This window comes from Cupriavidus sp. C2SS-8b (assembly GCF_057073745.1).
Window position 1 is genome coordinate 3,033,625 of the sequence record NZ_CP172716.1, and the last position, 16,207, is coordinate 3,049,831.

The window sequence follows — 16,207 nt, forward strand, 5'->3', positions numbered from 1 at the left end:
CCGCCGGCGTTGATGCCTCTCAGCCTGAAGCTCGGCGATAAGGCACTACCTCGCCCGCCGTTTCAACTCAGCCTTGCCCAGGCTTCTTTCCATCGCACCCGACCCCGCAGCCCTGACCAGCTTCCGGAAAGTCGGACACTCGGCATGGCTCGGTGCCGGACACTCGGCCGCGTGCCGCAGGCCGTGGCTCATCGCCCGCAAACGCTTGATCAGCGCGTCGATCTCGTCAGCCTTGTCCCGCAGCAACTGCCGGTCGATGTGCGGCTTCCCATCGGGCGAGAACATGGAACGGATCTCGTCCAGCGAGAGCCCCGCAGTCTGCCCAAGAGAAATCAACGCGAGCTGATCGACCACGCCATCGGCAAACCTACGCCGCGCGCCTTGCCGACCCAGCGACACGATGAGCCCCTTCTTCTCGTAGTAGCGCAGTGTCGATGCCGGCACACCGGTCAGCTTTGCGACTTCGGAGATATCCATGAGACGGCCCTTGACTTGAAGTTGACTTCAACTTCTATAGTGGCCACATCGTTTCCGCAAGTCAACCGCAAGGGGCTCTCATGACACGCCTGCCAGAAATCGCCACGATCATCGCCATCGGGATCGGCGCCACTGCTTTCATGGACGTCTGGCTGACGTTCCTCAAGCGCATGGACGTGCCGACACTCAACTTCGCATTTATCGGCCGGTGGGTCGGGCACCTCTTTCACGGCACCTTCGCGCATGCATCCATCGGGAAAGCGCGGCCAATTCCCGGCGAACGCGCGCTGGGCTGGCTCACTCACTACGCAATCGGCATCGCCTTCGCGGGATTGCTCATAGCGATTCATGGGATGGACTGGGCGCAAAGTCCTACGGTGCTGCCGGCAGTGATTGTCGGCATGGCCACCGTCGCGGCGCCGCTGTTCGTCATGCAGCCTGCGATGGGATCGGGCTTTGCAGCATCGCGGACGCCGACGCCGCTCAGGAACTGCCTGCGCAGCTTCGCCAACCACACCGTGTTTGGCTTCGGCCTGTATCTCGCCGCGCTCGCCATCAGCTGTCTCGCGCCATGAGCGCAAGCCTGCCGAAGCCCCACAACGCCACCTGGAGCGATCCAATGAAGAAACTCGCCATCATCTATCACAGCGCCCACGGGCACACGAAACACATTGCCACTTGTGTGCAGGAAGGCGCGGCAGGCGTGGCCCATACCGAGGCTCGGCTGCTCCCGGCCAGGGACCTCACCGAAGCTCCGGAGGAACTGCTCGGGTATGACGCCTATATCCTCGGCACGCCAACCTACCTCGGCGGTGTCTCCGGTCCCTTCAAGACCTTCATGGATGCCACCGGGGGCCTGTGGCGAACCCAGCAGCTCAAGGGCAAGCTCGCCGCCGGCTTCACCGTGTCGTCGCTGCCTGCCGGCGACAAACAATCGACGCTGATGTCGATCTTCGTGTTCTCCATGCAGCACGGAATGTTATGGGTCGGCAACCCTATCCTTCCCGAGCAGCACGCCGGCGTTCCCTATGACGAGGCCGCCAACCGGCTGGGATCGTGGTCCGGAATGATGGCCCAGTCCGCGCACTCGGCCGCGCCGGATGCGTTCGCTCCCGGCGATGTAAAGACCGCCCGGATGTTCGGCAGGAACTTCGCCGAAACGCTGCACCGCATCCGCTGAAGCTGCGCATGCTGCGTCATGAACAGGAGGAACTTCGATGATCCCGAGGAAATACAGCGCGCCGCTATTCAGCCTGGTGCTGTCCGGGCTGATGTCCCTGATCGTTGCCGGCATCTCGACGTATCGCGCTGTCGGCCTGGTGCCGGACTTTGCCGGCATGTGGGCCAGCGCATGGCTGACGGCATGGCCCGTTGCGTTCCCGGCCGTTTTGCTGGTCACGCCGGTTGCGCGCAAGGCTGTGCAAGCCCTCGTCGTGAAGGCGTAGCAATGCAACGGCTGTTACCAGCCGTGCCCACCATTCACTTGCCTTTCCACTGCGGCGGCCGCTTGCCCACGAAGGCTTCCACCCCTTCGCGGAAGTCTTCGCTGCCATAGCACTCCCGCACGAGGTCATCCGTATCCGCCACCGCCTCCACAGTCTGGCGCCGCAATGATTCCTTCACGACCCGCTGCGTAACCGGCGCCAGTGCTGCGAGCCGGTCGCACAGGTCCTTGGCCGCGCCGTCCAGCGCTTCAGGCGCATATACGCCTTCCAGAAAACCACACGCCAGCGCCGCATCGGCATCGAGTATCTGCGCGAGCAGCAGCATGCGGCGCACGGGCTGCAGCCCCCATGCCGCGCGCAGCTTGGCGAGATTTTGCGCGGACAACGTATTGCCGAGCGTCTTCGCAATCGGCACGCCGAAGCGCGCTTTCGGTGAAGCGATACGGAAGTCGCATGCGGTCGCGATAGCAAGACCGCCGCCGACTGCCCAGCCTTCGATGACTGCCACGGTGGGCATCGGCAATCGCTCGACCAGCCCGACGCCCGCGTCGATGCGCGCTTCGTAGCCCACCCCGTCGTCGCCGCCGGAGAACTTCTGGAACTGGGCGATATCCGTGCCCGCGACAAAGGCCTCGCCGCCCGCGCCCCGCATGACCACGACGCGCGCGCCAGCGTTGCCCTCGGCGGAAAGCGTGTGGCAGTGCGCGGCGAGCTGCTCGTACATGGCCCACGTCATCGCATTGCGTGCTGCCGGGCGGTCGAAGGTCAGCGTCGCAACCTGCCCTTGCATCGCGAGCGTGACCCGCCCTTCATCGGACTGTGCGGTACTCATGCGCCGAACGCGCCGGCCGCCGCCAGCGACTGCTGTTGATCACGCGAAATGCCGAGCTCGGCCAGGATTTCCTCCGTATGCTGGCCCAGCAGCGGCGGCGGGCGCCGTACCTGTTGCGGCGTGCCGCCCATCTTCACGGCGAAGCCGATATTCGGCACCTTGCCCTCGATCGGATGATCGATCTCGATGCGCATCTGGCGGTGCCGGCCATGCTCGCTGTCGAAGGCCTGCGGATAGGTCAGGATCGGCCCGGCCGGGATACCGACCTCCAGCAGATGCTCGATCCAGTAGTCGCTACCCTGCGCGGCGAAGCTCTCCTCGAGCGCGGCGATCAGTGCCTTGCGGTTGTTCAGCCGCAAGGCCACGGTGGCAAAGCGTTCATCGGCGAGCAAATCCGGCCGGTCGATGGTCTTGCACAGCAACTGCCACAGCTTCTGGTTGGTCGCGCCCATGACGAAGTAGCCGTCGGCGGACTTCATCGCCTGGTACGGCGCACTCATGCGGTTGGCCGTGCCCAGCGGTTCGGGCTCGCGGCCGGTGCCCCAGTACTCACAGGTGTCCCAGACCGAGAACGCCAGCGCGGAATCGAACAGCGACGCATCGACATACTGCCCCTTGCCCGTTGCCTTGGCCCCGATATACGCGGACAGCATGCCGTAGGTCGCGAACAGCGCGCAGCCAATGTCGGCCACCGGCACGCCCGCCTTGACCGGCGCGCCGCCCGGATAGCCGGTCACGCTCATCACGCCCGACATGGCCTGCGCCATCAGGTCGAAGCCCGGGCGGCTGGCCCACGGGCCGCTCTGGCCGAAGCCGGAGATGCTGCAGTAGACCAGCTTCGGATTGATCTGGCTGAGCGTCTCGTAATCGATGCCGAGGCGCTTCATCACGCCCGGGCGATAGTTCTCGACCAGGATATCGGCCGTCTGCGCCAGGCGATACAGCACCTCGCGGCCCGACTCGGTCTTGAGATCGAGCGTGACGCTGCGCTTGTTGCGGTTCATATTGAGGAAGCCCATGCTGTCCGGGCCCTTCATCTTGAACCCCATCGATCCGCGCGTCTGGTCGCCGCCTTCGGGCGGTTCGATCTTGATCACGTCGGCGCCGAGGTCGGCCAGCAGCATGCAGGCATAGGGACCGGCCATGACCTGGCTGACGTCGAGCACGCGCACGCCGGCCAGCGGCAAGGGGCGCGCGGATGGCTGGCCGCAGGTGTCGCTGAAATCTGTCATCGGGTAGTTTCTGGAGAGATGTATGGGGTGGCGTGCAACGGTGCGGCGGCGCCCGGACATCAGGCCTCTGCCTTGACGCCGGCGTCCTTCACGACCTTGGCCCACTTGGCGGACTCGGACGCGATGAAGGCGGCGAATTGCTGGCTGGTCCCGCCGGAGTCCTCGGCGCCAAAGCTCTTGAGCCGCTCGACGACGTCGGGCATGGCCAGTACGCGGTTGACGTCCTCGTTCATGCGCTGCACCAGCGCCGAGGGCATGCCCTTCGGGCCGACTAGTCCGTACCATGAGGCCGCGTCAAGACCGGGGAAGCCGGACTCCGCCAGCGTCGGCACATTCGGATGGCTGGCCGCGCGCTTCAGGCGGGTCTGCGCAATCGCGATCACCTTGCCCTGCTGGATAAACGGCGTGGCCGCGGTCATCGTGTCGAAGGCATAGTCGATCTGGCCGCCGAGCAGGTCCGCCACCAGCGGGCCAGAGCCCTTGTACGGCACGTGCACCACATCGAGCTTCGCCTGCATCCGGAACATCTCCAGCGCCAGGTGCTGCGCCGAGCCGATGCCCGAGGAGCCGAATGAAATCTTGCCCGGATTCTTGCGGCACAGCGCCACGATGTCCGCCACCGTGCGCACCTTCTGCTCGGGACGGCAGGTCAGCATATTGGGCGTGACGCCGACCATCGAAATCGGCGAGAAATCGGTGCGCGGGTCGTACTTGACGTCGAGCAGCGCCGGGGCAATGGCATGGCTGTTGACGTGGGCCATCAGCAGCGTGGTGCCGTCAGGCGGCTGCTTGGCCACATAGGCGGCGGCAATCGCGCCGGTCGCGCCCGGCTTGTTCTCGACCAGCACACTGGTGTTCCACATGACCCCGAGCTTCTGCCCGATCACGCGCGCCAGCACGTCCGTGCCGCCGCCCGGTGCAAAACCGACCACGATCCGTACCGGACCATGCACCTCGACTGCGGCCCGAGCAAAGCCGGGCACCGCCAATCCGGCCGCAGCCGCGAGAATGAATTGCCTGCGCTGCATTGCGTGTCTCCGTACTGTGTCTGGGTGTTATGGAGCCCATGATGCGCAATGCGCCCGCCGCGGGCTATCGCTATTTGGGCGATTCAGGTTTCGCGTTTTGCGCAAGCACCGTCAGCACGCCCCGCGCGGCCGACGAGAGCGCGCCTTCGGGCCGGTGGCACAGCACGAACTGCCGCGCCGCCCAAGGGCCGGCGATAGGCAGCCGCACGAACCGGCTGCCGGCGGCCACCTCGGCCGCTATCGCTTCCGGCATCACGCCACCGCCGAGGTTCTGGGCGACCAGCGCGGCGATGCTATCGAAGCCCCCTACACGCATGCGCATCCGCAGCACGCGGCCGGCCTCTTCCGCCAGGCGCTCCAGCCCGATCGAGATCGCCGAACTCTCGCCGAGCACGATCAGGTCGCAGTCCAGCACATCGTCCGTCGTCACCTGCTTGCGCCGCGCCAGCGCATGGCCGCGCGCCACCACCAGTACCAGCCGGTCGGCGCGGTACGGCTCAGTCGGCATGTCGATCACGCCGAGGCTGCTTTCGTAGATGCCGATATCCACCGTGCCGCGGCGCAGGCATTGCTGGACTTCCTGGCTGTTCATCTCTTGCAGGTCGATGCGGACACCGGGGCAGGCGGCGGCGCAGCGCTGGATATCGAACGGCAGGAACTGGATCACGGCGGACTTCGGCGCCGCCACCCGCACCACGCCGAGATCGCCGCCGACGAACGACGACGCATCGTCCTGCATGCGCTGGACGGTGTGGGTGATGCCGCGGGCGTGGGCCAGCAGCGCGCGGCCGGCTTCGGTCAGGGCCATGCCGTGCGGCAGGCGTTCGAAGAGCGAGACGCCGAGCTGGGATTCCAGTTCGAGGATGCGGCGCGACGCGGCGGCGGCGGCCAGGTGCAAGCGCTCCGCGCCGCGCGTGATGCTGCCCTGGTCGGCCACGGCGATAAAGAGCTGGATGGTGGTGAGGTCGAAATGCAGGCGGGGGTTGCGCGGGTGGGCGGAGGGCGTCAAGGTGATCTGCGCGCGGTGGGGCGCCGTTACAGGGGCGAGCTAATGGATGAAGGTTAGTAAAGCCATCATGCATTCTGGGAAAGATTGCGTGTGGGCGCTGATTATCGGCTTGCGGGCCTGCTCCGGCAATTGCGGATTTCCCGCGGCCAATGCGCATGTCTGGACGGCATGGAATGCGATCAGCGACGGTCGCCGCTGCCTGATTTTTTTGTGCTTCGGCGAATTGCGGGGGCGGTTGCTTGGCAGGCGCTGCTGTTTCGCCGGCGTAGCCGGCGACCTACTTCTTGTCCAAGCGACAAGAAGTAGGCAAGAAGCGCGTTTACTTGCCCTAACGGGCGAATATTGATCGTAGTGTGCTGAGGGTGTTGTACGGGTATGAGCTTCAGAGCGTGCCCGGCTGCCTGCCGCATGGTGCGCGTCCGCAAGCAGGCTCTCGGGCAATGATTGAACGAGCCCTGAACCTGCGTGGCCCCTGCTTCCACCGTCATCGCATCATCGCCTTCGGCTGCTACGCAGCTCACTAGTCGGTTAGTCAGGGGCATCAGCGGCGCTGGCGACGGTGCTTCCGTTACCCGCTTTTTTTGGCTTTTACTGAGCCGCGCAGCAGCCGTAGGCGATGATGCGATATCGCGGGCAGTGTCGGGCCACGGACAGGTTCAGGGCTCGTTCAATCATTGTGGGAGAGCCTGCATACGGACGCGCACCATGCGGCAGGCAGCGGGGCAGACTCTGAAGCGAGTACCCGGGCCTGTCAGCGTTTTTGTGTTCAGGGCAGTTAAAGGCTCCCCGTCGACTTAACCGGTGAGCCAGCATTATCTCAGTGATGCGGGTGGGTAAAGCGTTCCTCATAGAGAATCGCAAACTGATTCATGGCAGCTTTCCAGTCATGCGTTGAGCTGCCCCACTTGCCCGTGATGTTGCGCAGGGCCAGCCATAGCAGCTTCGTTGCTGCCTCGTCACTGGGGAAGTGCCCCCGCGTCTTGATGATCTTACGTAGTTGCGCGTTGATGCTCTCGATCGCGTTCGTCGTGTAGATGATCTTGCGGATCGCCGGTGGGAACGTAAAGAACGGGATCACCTGATCCCAGGCGCGACGCCAGGACGCGGCGATCGGGGGGTACTTCTTAGCCCATTCGCTCTGCTCGAACGCCGCCAGTTCGGCCAGCGCCGCCTCAACAGTGGGCGCGGTGTACACGGGCTTAAGCGCCGCAGCCACGGTCCGGCGCTCTTTCCAACCGGCGTAGCTCAAGCTGTTTCGGATCAGATGCACGATGCAGGTCTGTAGCGTCGTGGCCGGGAACACCGCGTTCAGGGCCTGTTCCATGCCCTTGAGCCCGTCGGTCACTGCAATCAGGATGTCCTGCGTGCCACGGATCTTCAGGTCGTTGAACACCTTCATCCAGAACTTGGCGCCTTCGGTGCTCTCGATCCACAGGCCCAGGATGTCGCGCGTGCCGTCGGGCAGCACGCCCAAGGCCAGATAGACGGCCTTGTTGCGTACCACGCCGTCCTCACGCATCTTGACCCGCAGCGCGTCGAAGAACACCACCGGGTACATCGCCTCCAGCGGGCGGGCTTGCCAGGTGGTGACCTCGTCCATGACTGCATCAGTTACAGAACTGATGAATTCTGGCGACACCTCGGTGCCGTACTGTTCGGCCAGAAACGCCTGGATCTCGCGCACGGTCATGCCGCGGGCGTACATGGCGACGATCTTGTCGTCGAACCCGGTGAAGCGCCGCTCGTGCTTGGGAATCAGGATCGGATCGAAGCTGCCGTCGCGGTCGCGCGGAATATCCACTCGCAGCGGCCCGTCCTCGGTCAAAACCGTCTTAGCACTCTTGCCATTGCGTTGATTGGCTGTGCCGGCTGGGCGCTCAGCGCCAGCCGGGTAGCCCAGATGATGACCGAGTTCAGCGCCCAAGGCCCGCTCGATCAGGGCCTTCTTGAATGCCATTGAGGCGTCCTGCACGGCCTCGGCAGTCATCGGGCCCTTTACGAAATGGGCGATCAGATCCTCGGGAATGATCGGCAGCTCACGATCGGCGGCCTGACTCGTCTTGTTTCTACGTGGCATGACATGCTCCTTGGCGACATGTTATGCCCTAAACACAAAATTTCTGACAGGCCCGAGTACCCGTACGAAATTCTCCGCACACTACGATCAATATTCGCCCGTTAGGGCAAGCGACGCGTTTTTTGGTTACTTTTTGTCGCTCGGACAAAAAGTGACTCGCAGGCTACGCCTGCGAAACAGCCGCGCATGCCAAGCACGCCGTCCCCGCAATTCAGCGAAGAACCCCTTATTTCTTCGAGTAGTCCCCCCGAATCGTCGCCACATACCGCTGCACCGCCACAACAACCGCATGGACCATGCGCCCCTGGTTCCCTGGATCCCTGACATAACCCTCGTCAGTCGGGTCCACGATGACCCCCGCCTCCAGCAGCACCGCCGGCATGACGGTTTGCCGCAGCACAACCAGATCGTCGAAGCGATAAATGCCGATATCCGGCGCCAGCAGTTCCCGCGATTCCCCGGCGATGGGCTCCGCGTGATGCAGCGTCGGTGCACGGCCCAGCTTGCGCATCTCCTCGCCCAGCATCTGCGCAAACGCATAGCTCTCGGCGAAGCGTGGATTGCGTTGCGACACGAAGATCGAGTACCCGGCGATGGGCCGCGTAGTCCGATACGCGTCGAGATCGCCCGCCTTGATCTTTTCGAGGAACTGCAACTGCGCCGAGTCGTGGTGGATCGCCAGGAACAGGTCCGCCTGCCGCGCGTTCGCGTACTGCGCCCGCGCTTCCAGCGATACGTTCTCGGTCGGGCCACGGGTCAAGGCCACATCGAAGCCCGCCAGCGAAAGCGCCTGAACCAGCCGCGCTGCCAGCCGGTCGTTGTATTGCACCTCATGGACACCGCGCACGCCCAGCGCGCCGCCCAGCGACGGCGTGTGGCCGGGATCAATGACGATGCGGCCCGGGCGCGGGCCAGCCGGCGACTGCGACGCGCAGGCGACCGCAGAAAGACCGGCCACCAGCCCCGCCACCACCGCGCGGCGGCCACGAGAGATCGCCCGCGTCATCGGATCAGTTCCAGGATTTTTTGCTGATCATGTCGTTACGGCAGGTGCCTGCCTTGCACTCGCGCACGCGGTCGCGCAAGTACTCGGCGCGGTCGCGATTGACGCGATAGTTGCAGTCAACATCGATGGCGCCGCTCGCTTCGCAAGACGCGTTGCGGTACTTGATCCATTCCAGCTGGGTATCCTTCAACTGCTGCTTCACGCTATCGCCGACCAGGCCGCGCAGGTCGTTGTAGCTGGTATTCAGTTCCTTGTCGGATTCGAGGAACAGTTTGGCGAAGCAATATGTCTTGTCGTAACTGGTGCGGTACTTGTCGCATTCGTTGGCGGCGTGGGCGGCAACGGGGGCCAGCAGGGCGAGGGCCAGGGCGGAAAGGATGGCTTTCATGAGCTCGGTATCGAGTTAGGAATAGCCTGGCGGCAACCGGATGGAGCCACCAGGCGGGTGGACAACGCCCGCCAGTGTATCCGCCTGACCTTGCAGCCGCATCTGCCGGGAGCGTGCGCATGGATTGTCAGTGTCTTGTCAGCGCGCGGCGGAAGTTCAGATCGACAGGCTGGCGCGGTGGATCAGCAGGGCAACCGGCGCCTGGGGATCCAGCGTGCCATAGGCAAAGCCGCTTTCCCGCGCCAGGCGCGAGCGGCAGAACGCGTTGGCAATCTCGCCATTACCGGACCTCAACAGCAGCGCGGCCTGAAGGGCCATTGCCGTGCACTCCACCACCAGCCGGCTGCGCGCCTCAAGGGTCGACGGATCTTCGAACGCTTTTTTGCAGCCACGCCACATGCCGGTCGTAGGCCTCATGCAAACCGCGCGCGGTCCGGAGCCTGAACAAGGCGTCGCGAACCGCCGGCTCCTGCAGCGGTTCCTGTCCGCGCGCGATTGAGGCGCATGCGCAAGGCGCCGGGGCAACTGCATGGCGCAGATGCAAGATTTACCCGCCAGACCTCATCTGATTCTCGAAATTACTTGACCATCACAATGATTCCCGCCGCGCTGAGGGAACGAAACCTGAAATGCCGGCTGTAGAACCCATGGAGAGCGTGCGCTGACAATCCAGGCACAAGTAGTGCTTCCTACCTGTCGTCGCTGACGGAGGGCAGCCGCCCGCCGTGTAAGCGTCCGGCGCTTACCCGTAGACAGGAGAGCCACATGGAAGAATTCGGAGACACCCGGCGCCGCGCAATCCTGGAAGACCCCCCTGCGGCGTCGTCGCTTGGCAGCGCAGTATCGTGGGGCGCAATTCTCGCGGGCGCGGTCGCTGCTGCGGCTTTTTCCCTCATCCTCCTCATGCTCGGATCCGGGCTTGGCCTGTCGGCAATCTCGCCCTGGGCGCCCCGGGAGGAAAGCGCCGCACGATTCGGCATCGCGGCGGTTGTCTGGATTTGCGTGACGCAGATCCTGGCTTCCGGACTTGGTGGCTACCTGGCCGGTCGGTTGAGGAAACGCTGGGTCGCGGTCCATTCGGACGAGACCTTTTTCCGGGATACCGCGCACGGCTTTCTGAGTTGGGCAGCGGCAACGCTCGTGACGGCGATCCTGATCACGTCCGCGGCGTCAGGGCTTTTTTACACCACGGCGCAAGCGGCGTCGGCCGGTGCAGCGGGTAGCGCACTGGGCACCATGAAGGACCGTGGCAATGCGTCCGCCGCGGTCGATACATGGCCGATGGGCTATCTCGTCGACGGTCTGTTTCGCGAGCCGGACGCTGCGGCGGCTACGCCCAATGTCAGCCCCGAAGGAAGGGCTGCGGACCGGGAAGAAGTCGTGCGCATATTCATGAACAGCCTGGCATCGGGCGGCCCATTGTCGTCCGCGGACACTCACTATGCCGCGCGGCTGGTTGCCAGGCGAACAGGGTCCTCACCGGACGCCGCGCAGACCCGTGTCACGACGACCTATGCGCAGCTTCAGCAAAGACTGGCGGACGCCAAAGCCGCCGCAAAGGCCGCAGCCGACAAAGCGAGAAAAGCCGGTATCTACGCGTCACTCTGGCTGTTCGTTTCGCTGCTGATGGGCGCGTTCGCGGCAAGCCTTTTGGCCACGATTGGCGGCCGGCAACGCGACCTCTGAATTCCATCTATCCAACGGGAGACAATCATGCGTTCCATCCTCCTCTTCCTACTCGGCGTACCCATTCCTCTGATCATCCTGATCGCGCTGTTCTCGCATTAGTTTGAAGGGGTAAGGCGCCTTGAACCCGTCGAATGAGGATCCCTTGCATCGAGCAAGGGTATCTGCGATGGTCAAGAAACGACCTGAATGGCCCACAACGAAAGTGGCGCCCGCGGACGCTCCTACGCTGCGGGAACTGACCTCGCTCATCACCGCGGTTGTGGTCATCTGCGCCCTGGATCTTGGCCGTGATGTGTTGATGCCCGTGACGCTCGCGGTGCTGCTCAGTTTTCTTGTCGCGCCGCTGGTGGATATTCTGGCGCGGCTCAGATTTGGACAAGTCCCTTCGGTTGTCATTGCGGTGTTGCTGGCGCTGGCGGTCATGGGCGGAATCGGGACACTGATCGGCGCGCAGGTGGCGCAGCTCGCCGCCGACCTGCCGCGTTACCAGGCTACGATCGAGAAAAGAGTCCAGTTCGTCCAGCAGGCCACGGTCGGGCGGCTGGACGATCTTCTGGTGAGTGCATCAAACCTCATCAAACGGCCGGCGCGCACTCCGCATGCTGCCGGCGGCGCGGGCGTCCCAGGTGCGACCGTCTCAGGCCGGAAACAGGAAGAGCGGGCACCGATGCCCGTCGCAGTCCAGGAACCGCCGGCATCACCGCTCGCCCTGATGAGGGAATATCTTTCGCCCATCGTCGGCCCGCTCCAGACCACGGGCATCGTGCTGGTGGTGGCGATCTTCATTCTCCTGCAGCGCGAAGACCTGCGCGACCGGCTGATCCGACTGTTCGGGTCTCGTGACCTGCATCGTGCCACGACGGCCATGAACGAGGCCGCTCACCGCTTGAGCCGCTACTTCCTGACGCAGCTCGGGGTGAACGTCGGCGTGGGCATCGTCATCTCGGCTGGCCTGGCAACCATCGGGGTGCCGGGTGCCATCCTGGTCGGCGTGATCACGGCGCTGCTTCGGTTCGTTCCGTATGTCGGCACGTGGATCGGGGCGCTGCTCGCGCTCGTGCTGGCGGCCACGGGTCCGGACTGGACCATGCTGCTCTGGACGATTGGCCTCTTCGGCGCGACGGATCTCCTCACCTCACAAGTCATCGAGCCCCTGCTATACGGCCGCAGCACGGGTCTTTCTCCCGTCGCGGTAGTGGTCGCCGCCATCTTCTGGAGCTGGATCTGGGGCCCGGTCGGTTTGATCCTTTCGACGCCGCTCACGCTGTGCCTGGTCATCCTTGGACGGCATGTCGACAAGCTGGAATTTCTCGAAGTCCTGCTGGGGGACCGACCGCCGCTATCGCCGCCGACCAACTTCTACCAGCGCATCCTTGCGGATGATCCCGACGAGGCGTTGCGACAGGCCGAAACCCTGCTGAAGGACATGACCCTTGCCGAGTACTACGACACTGTCATGCTCGAGGGATTGAAGCTCGCGCACAACGACATGATGCGGGGCGTTATCCAGCCCGAACAGCTTGGCCGCATCCGCGAAGCGCTGCTCGATATCATCGATGGGCTCGAAGATATCGATGAGCCGGTCAGGGACGCACCAATATCCGGCGGTGATGACGGCCCGGCCCCAAGCCTGCCGCCAGCCCGCGAAGCAGCCGGAATCGCCACCGTGGCGGCCGCTTCCGGCGCGCCGGTTGTCGGCCCTGTGCTCTGCGTTGCCGGTCGCGGGGGACTCGATGAACTGGTCGCCGCGGCCACCGTACAACTTCTGTCCAGGGCAGGTATCCAGGCAGAGGCCGCCAGTTATGAACAGTTCTCCCGCACGAGATTTTCCCCAGAGAATCTGCCGGCGATGGCGACAATCTGCATCACGTCGCTCGATGCGGGACAGTCGAACGTCTATCTCCGTATCCTGCTGCGACGGCTTCAGCAGCGAGCGCCTGCCGCGAAGCTGATTCTTGGCTTCGTGTCAGAGATGTCGCGGGACACCCAGGAGCATCGCGGCACGACAGCATTTGCCGCGTCGTCCTTCAGCCAGGTAATAGCCCTGGTCCGTTCGGAGCGCGCCGCGGAAGCCGCCGGGGAAACCGGGAGTGCGGCTGGTGCCGACTTGCCCCACTCTGCCGTGACGCAAGGGGTGATAACGGCGCCGCAATCCAGCTAACGCCTTTTCCATTGCGTTGCCGCTACGCCGCCAGTCCGCGCGGCGCGCAGTTGATGCGCAAGACATGTCGCTCGCAAGGCGTTCTTCACTCAGTCGATCAGCTTGCCCTGCGCATCGAAGAACGGATGCGCGGCACCATACTCGCCGATCGCGGCGGCGTGCGTGACCAGGCCGTGCTGCGGATGCCACCAGTGCAGCAGGTAGCCGGGCGGCTCCATGCGGAAGCCTGACGGCGCCTGTGGGTCCAGGTCCAGCGCCACCTGGTGCGCGGGACCAGGCGCAGTGATGGCGATGGTGCCGGCGAAGCGCCGCGTGATGTGGCGATGCAGGTGGCCGCACAGTACGCGCTCGACCTGCGGGTGCTGCCGCACGACGGCCTCTAGCGCCGCCGCATTCTCCAGACCCTGTTCGTCCATGTGCCCGATGCCGGTGTAGAACGGCGGATGGTGCAGCAGCAACAGCGTCGGCGTGGCCGACGCGCCAGCGAGCGCAGTCTGCAGCCACGGCAGCTCCGCGGGATCCACGCGCCCGCCCGGCTTTCCGGGCACCGTGCAGTCAAAGCCCACGAGGCGCAGCGGCCCCGCGTCGACGACATAGTGGACCGGCGCCTCGCCGTCGCCGTTGTCGAGCAGGTAGTGGTGATCGGCAAAGACGGCGCGCAGCTCGCTACGGCTGTCGTGATTGCCCGGCAGCAGCCGGTATGGCATCGGCAGGCGCTGCAAAATATCGCGCAGGAAACGGTACTCGGCCTCGGCGCCGAAGTCGACCAGGTCGCCGGTGATGATGACGAGGTCCGGGCGTTGGGGCAGGGCCAGCAGCGTGTCGATCCAGCGGTGCAGCGCGCCGGCGGTATCGACCATCCGGTAGGACAGCTTGCCGCCGGCCTTGATGTGCAGGTCGGTGACATGCGCGACGAGATACGGCGTGTTCATGCTGCCTCGGCCTCCGCCAATGTGATCATGTGCGCGGTGTCGATGCGCAGCCCGATGCGCTCGCCGGCCTGCCAGCGGTCGCGCCGCGTGGTGTCGACGATCAGAGGCGCGCCGGCGCCGACGTCCACCAGTAGCCGCGTGCAGTTGCCGAGGAACAGCGCGGTGACGACGGCACCCTGCACGTGCGCATTGTCGGCAGGTGCGAGCGCCACGTCTTCGGGCCGGAACATGAGTTCGGCGCGGGGGCCGGCCACAGCCGCGCCGTCGCGCGGCACCACGCCGCCCGGCACGCGCCACGCGCCGCCGTGCTCGGCCGTGGCGGAAAGGCGGTTCATCGTGCCGATGAAGTCGGCGACGAACGCGTTGGCCGGCGCGCGGTAAATCTCCTGCGGCGTGCCGGCCTGCGCGATACGGCCGCGGTCCATGACGACGATGCGGTCGCCGAGCGCCATCGCCTCGGCCTGGTCGTGCGTCACATAGACCGCCGTGATCCGCAGGCTGCGCAGCAGCTGGTTGATGTCGGCGCGCAACGCGTCGCGCAGCTTGGCGTCGAGCGCCGTCAGCGGCTCGTCCAGCAGCAGCACGCGCGGCTGCACGGCAATCGCGCGCGCGAGCGCCACGCGCTGGCGCTGGCCGCCTGAAAGCTGGTCGACGCGGCGGTCGGCGAACGGCCCGAGATGCATCATGCCGAGCATGTCGTCGATGCGCCGGCGTTGCGTGGCGGCGTCCACGCGGCGCACGCGCAAGCCGTAGCCGATGTTCTCGGCAACCGTCATGTTGGGAAACAGCGCATAGTTCTGGAACACCATGCCGACGCCGCGCTGCTCGATCGGCAGCGCGGTCACGTTGGTGTCGCCGAACCAGACCTCGCCGCCGGCGTCGGGCGACTCGAGTCCCGCGATGATGCGCAGCGTGGTGGTCTTGCCGCAGCCAGACGGGCCGAGCAGCACCAGCGTCTCGGCCGCGCCGATGTCCAGGTCCAGCGGCTGCAGCGCCAGTGCGCCATCGGCGAAGGTCTTGCCGCAGCGGCGCAGGCGGATGGTCGTGGGTTCATGCATGGCGAGTCTCGGTAGGGGTAGCGGGTGCGACGGCCATGGCCGGCACCTCGGCGCGCACGTGCTTGCGGGCGCGCGCGCCCATGGCGGCCAGCGCCTGCATCAGCACCAGCAGCGGAATGATCATCACGAAGAAGACGATGGTGTAGGCGGAGCCGATCTCGAGCCGCATCGACGCATAGCTGTCGGCCAGTCCCACGGGCAGCGTCTGCGTGGTCGGCGTATGCAGCATCCAGGTCAGGTTGAACTCGCCCACCGACAGCGTGACCACCATCAGCGCGCCGGCCAGGATGCCCTGGCGGCAATTCGGCAGGATCACCGTGAAAAAGCGCTGCATGCGGCCGGCGCCAAGGCTGGCGGCGGCGTCCTCGAGCGTGCGGATGTCGATGGCCAACAGGATCGCCAGCACGGCGCGCACCATGAACGGCAGCGTGAACAGCACGTGGCCGATCAGGATGAACACCCAGCTCGTGCGCAGCGCCTGCCACTGGCCGTAGAGCAGGATCAGGCCGAGCGCAGTGGCCAGGCCCGGAATCGCCACGGGCAGCATCAGCAGCTCCTCGATCAGGCGCGTGACGCGGTTGCGGCGCAGCGCCATGTAGTACGCGGCGGGCACGCCGAGCACCAGCGTGCAGGCCAGGCACGCAAGCGCGATGCCGAGCGACAGGAAGATCGTATTGCGGTACAGCGACCAGACCTCTCCAAGCCAGCGCGTGGTGAGACCGCTGGCGAGGCCGACGAAGATGTTGTTGGTGAGACCGGCCAGCACGGAGAGCACGACCGGCACGATCATGAACAGGCAGACCGCCAGCATCAGCGCGAGCTGCAGCCAGTAGCGAAGGCCAGGGCGACCGGGGCGAACGGTAGACATGAGCG

At 65.2% G+C, this 16,207-nt stretch carries 17 protein-coding genes; 5 read left to right on the top strand and 12 right to left on the bottom strand.

Translation table 11 applies throughout. From position 1 onward, the window contains the following. Positions 1-45: 45 nt before the first annotated feature. Complete coding sequence (locus tag ACIGJB_RS14055) at positions 46-477, bottom strand: helix-turn-helix domain-containing protein (protein ID WP_483730383.1); 432 nt, start codon at positions 475-477, stop codon at positions 46-48. A gap of 80 nt (positions 478-557) precedes the next feature. Here ACIGJB_RS14055 and ACIGJB_RS14060 point away from each other — a divergent pair, with 80 nt between their 5' ends. The 3 genes from ACIGJB_RS14060 to ACIGJB_RS14070 are packed head-to-tail and all read left to right on the top strand — an operon-like array spanning position 558 to position 1,922. Then, positions 558-1,052: a DUF2938 domain-containing protein gene (locus ACIGJB_RS14060; protein ID WP_483730384.1), complete on the top strand. Its 495-nt coding sequence runs from the start codon at positions 558-560 to the stop codon at positions 1,050-1,052. A 44-nt stretch (positions 1,053-1,096) separates the two neighbouring features. Further along, entirely contained in the window at positions 1,097-1,657 is a 561-nt protein-coding gene (locus ACIGJB_RS14065) for a flavodoxin family protein (RefSeq protein ID WP_483730385.1), read from the top strand. Positions 1,658-1,694: 37 nt separating this feature from the next. Continuing rightward, the gene (locus ACIGJB_RS14070) at positions 1,695-1,922 is read left to right on the top strand and encodes a DUF2798 domain-containing protein (RefSeq protein WP_483730386.1); all 228 of its coding nucleotides are present in this window, start codon (positions 1,695-1,697) and stop codon (positions 1,920-1,922) included. Positions 1,923-1,956: 34 nt separating this feature from the next. Here ACIGJB_RS14070 and ACIGJB_RS14075 read toward each other — a convergent pair whose 3' ends face one another. The 8 genes from ACIGJB_RS14075 to ACIGJB_RS14110 form a co-directional block, all read right to left on the bottom strand. Beyond that, complete coding sequence (locus tag ACIGJB_RS14075) at positions 1,957-2,754, bottom strand: enoyl-CoA hydratase/isomerase family protein (RefSeq protein WP_483730387.1); 798 nt, start codon at positions 2,752-2,754, stop codon at positions 1,957-1,959. Beyond that, positions 2,751-3,986 carry a CaiB/BaiF CoA transferase family protein gene (locus tag ACIGJB_RS14080; protein ID WP_483730388.1) on the bottom strand — a complete coding sequence of 412 codons (1,236 nt, stop codon included), beginning with the start codon at positions 3,984-3,986 and terminating at the stop codon, positions 2,751-2,753. The genes ACIGJB_RS14075 and ACIGJB_RS14080 overlap by 4 nt, the downstream gene beginning before the upstream one ends. 59 nt (positions 3,987-4,045) lie before the next feature. Further along, entirely contained in the window at positions 4,046-5,014 is a 969-nt protein-coding gene (locus ACIGJB_RS14085; RefSeq protein WP_483730389.1) for a Bug family tripartite tricarboxylate transporter substrate binding protein, read from the bottom strand. A gap of 70 nt (positions 5,015-5,084) precedes the next feature. Next, complete coding sequence (locus tag ACIGJB_RS14090; RefSeq protein ID WP_483730390.1) at positions 5,085-6,023, bottom strand: LysR family transcriptional regulator; 939 nt, start codon at positions 6,021-6,023, stop codon at positions 5,085-5,087. Between the two features lie 817 nt (positions 6,024-6,840). Further along, on the bottom strand, positions 6,841-8,100 hold the full coding sequence (locus ACIGJB_RS14095; protein WP_483730391.1) for an IS256 family transposase: 1,260 nt from the start codon (positions 8,098-8,100) through the stop codon (positions 6,841-6,843). A 226-nt stretch (positions 8,101-8,326) separates the two neighbouring features. Further along, positions 8,327-9,106: an N-acetylmuramoyl-L-alanine amidase gene (locus tag ACIGJB_RS14100; protein WP_483730392.1), complete on the bottom strand. Its 780-nt coding sequence runs from the start codon at positions 9,104-9,106 to the stop codon at positions 8,327-8,329. 4 nt (positions 9,107-9,110) lie between these two features. Then, entirely contained in the window at positions 9,111-9,494 is a 384-nt protein-coding gene (locus ACIGJB_RS14105) for a lysozyme inhibitor LprI family protein (RefSeq protein WP_483730393.1), read from the bottom strand. A 156-nt stretch (positions 9,495-9,650) separates the two neighbouring features. Further along, the gene (locus ACIGJB_RS14110) at positions 9,651-9,911 is read right to left on the bottom strand and encodes a hypothetical protein (protein WP_483730394.1); all 261 of its coding nucleotides are present in this window, start codon (positions 9,909-9,911) and stop codon (positions 9,651-9,653) included. A 348-nt stretch (positions 9,912-10,259) separates the two neighbouring features. Between ACIGJB_RS14110 and ACIGJB_RS14115 the strand changes: the two genes are divergently transcribed. Continuing rightward, on the top strand, positions 10,260-11,180 hold the full coding sequence (locus ACIGJB_RS14115) for a hypothetical protein (protein ID WP_483730395.1): 921 nt from the start codon (positions 10,260-10,262) through the stop codon (positions 11,178-11,180). Between the two features lie 169 nt (positions 11,181-11,349). Beyond that, positions 11,350-13,344 carry an AI-2E family transporter gene (locus tag ACIGJB_RS14120; protein ID WP_483730396.1) on the top strand — a complete coding sequence of 665 codons (1,995 nt, stop codon included), beginning with the start codon at positions 11,350-11,352 and terminating at the stop codon, positions 13,342-13,344. An 89-nt stretch (positions 13,345-13,433) separates the two neighbouring features. Here ACIGJB_RS14120 and ACIGJB_RS14125 read toward each other — a convergent pair whose 3' ends face one another. From ACIGJB_RS14125 to ACIGJB_RS14135, 3 genes are read right to left on the bottom strand one after another with little or no spacing between them, the layout of a single operon-like run. Next, positions 13,434-14,276, bottom strand: coding sequence for a phosphodiesterase (locus ACIGJB_RS14125; RefSeq protein WP_483730397.1), 843 nt, complete (start codon positions 14,274-14,276; stop codon positions 13,434-13,436). Continuing rightward, positions 14,273-15,334: an ABC transporter ATP-binding protein gene (locus ACIGJB_RS14130; protein WP_483730398.1), complete on the bottom strand. Its 1,062-nt coding sequence runs from the start codon at positions 15,332-15,334 to the stop codon at positions 14,273-14,275. Before ACIGJB_RS14130 ends, ACIGJB_RS14125 begins: the two co-directional genes overlap by 4 nt. Beyond that, complete coding sequence (locus tag ACIGJB_RS14135; RefSeq protein WP_483730399.1) at positions 15,327-16,202, bottom strand: ABC transporter permease; 876 nt, start codon at positions 16,200-16,202, stop codon at positions 15,327-15,329. Before ACIGJB_RS14135 ends, ACIGJB_RS14130 begins: the two co-directional genes overlap by 8 nt. Positions 16,203-16,207 lie beyond the last annotated feature (5 nt).

Coding starts and splice junctions, on each gene's coding strand:
- ACIGJB_RS14055 (WP_483730383.1), bottom strand. CDS start 477: ATGGATATCTCCGAAGTCGCAAAGCTGACCGGTGTGCCGGCATCGACA.
- ACIGJB_RS14060 (WP_483730384.1), top strand. CDS start 558: ATGACACGCCTGCCAGAAATCGCCACGATCATCGCCATCGGGATCGGC.
- ACIGJB_RS14065 (WP_483730385.1), top strand. CDS start 1,097: ATGAAGAAACTCGCCATCATCTATCACAGCGCCCACGGGCACACGAAA.
- ACIGJB_RS14070 (WP_483730386.1), top strand. CDS start 1,695: ATGATCCCGAGGAAATACAGCGCGCCGCTATTCAGCCTGGTGCTGTCC.
- ACIGJB_RS14075 (WP_483730387.1), bottom strand. CDS start 2,754: ATGAGTACCGCACAGTCCGATGAAGGGCGGGTCACGCTCGCGATGCAA.
- ACIGJB_RS14080 (WP_483730388.1), bottom strand. CDS start 3,986: ATGACAGATTTCAGCGACACCTGCGGCCAGCCATCCGCGCGCCCCTTG.
- ACIGJB_RS14085 (WP_483730389.1), bottom strand. CDS start 5,014: ATGCAGCGCAGGCAATTCATTCTCGCGGCTGCGGCCGGATTGGCGGTG.
- ACIGJB_RS14095 (WP_483730391.1), bottom strand. CDS start 8,100: ATGCCACGTAGAAACAAGACGAGTCAGGCCGCCGATCGTGAGCTGCCG.
- ACIGJB_RS14100 (WP_483730392.1), bottom strand. CDS start 9,106: ATGACGCGGGCGATCTCTCGTGGCCGCCGCGCGGTGGTGGCGGGGCTG.
- ACIGJB_RS14105 (WP_483730393.1), bottom strand. CDS start 9,494: ATGAAAGCCATCCTTTCCGCCCTGGCCCTCGCCCTGCTGGCCCCCGTT.
- ACIGJB_RS14110 (WP_483730394.1), bottom strand. CDS start 9,911: ATGAGGCCTACGACCGGCATGTGGCGTGGCTGCAAAAAAGCGTTCGAA.
- ACIGJB_RS14115 (WP_483730395.1), top strand. CDS start 10,260: ATGGAAGAATTCGGAGACACCCGGCGCCGCGCAATCCTGGAAGACCCC.
- ACIGJB_RS14120 (WP_483730396.1), top strand. CDS start 11,350: ATGGTCAAGAAACGACCTGAATGGCCCACAACGAAAGTGGCGCCCGCG.
- ACIGJB_RS14125 (WP_483730397.1), bottom strand. CDS start 14,276: ATGAACACGCCGTATCTCGTCGCGCATGTCACCGACCTGCACATCAAG.
- ACIGJB_RS14130 (WP_483730398.1), bottom strand. CDS start 15,334: ATGCATGAACCCACGACCATCCGCCTGCGCCGCTGCGGCAAGACCTTC.
- ACIGJB_RS14135 (WP_483730399.1), bottom strand. CDS start 16,202: ATGTCTACCGTTCGCCCCGGTCGCCCTGGCCTTCGCTACTGGCTGCAG.